The 469-nt window shown below is 66.3% G+C and carries 1 protein-coding gene; it reads left to right on the top strand.

Annotation, left to right across the window (positions count from 1 at the left end; all coding sequences use genetic code 11):
* Positions 1–469 (top strand): EF-Tu/IF-2/RF-3 family GTPase (locus CVV76_RS24470; protein ID WP_269844503.1); only part of this gene is annotated, 469 nt, incomplete at both ends.

The raw sequence follows: 469 nt of genomic DNA, 5'->3' as shown, positions 1-469 counted from the left end.
CCGGAGATCGGGGAGAACTCGATCCGCGCGCTGATGGAAGCGGTTGACGCCTACATCGAGACCCCTGCGCGTCCGGTCGACCAGCCGTTCCTGATGCCGATCGAGGACGTGTTCTCGATCTCGGGCCGCGGCACGGTTGTGACCGGCCGTGTCGAGCGTGGCGTGATCAACGTCGGCGACGAGATCGAGATCGTGGGCATCCGCGACACCAAGAAGACGGTGTGCACGGGCGTCGAGATGTTCCGCAAGCTGCTGGATCGCGGTGAGGCGGGCGACAACATCGGCGCGCTGCTGCGCGGCGTCGACCGTGACGGCGTTGAGCGCGGCCAGGTGCTGTGCAAGCCGGGTTCGGTGACCCCGCACACGAAGTTCGAGGCCGAGGCCTACATCCTGACGAAGGAAGAAGGCGGCCGCCACACACCGTTCTTCGCGAACTACCGCCCGCAGTTCTACTTCCGCACGACGGACG

The organism is Acidimangrovimonas sediminis (genome assembly GCF_002871005.1).
Taxonomy (GTDB): Bacteria; Pseudomonadota; Alphaproteobacteria; order Rhodobacterales; family Rhodobacteraceae; genus Acidimangrovimonas; species Acidimangrovimonas sediminis.
This window is presented reverse-complemented; position numbering and strand designations above follow the sequence as displayed.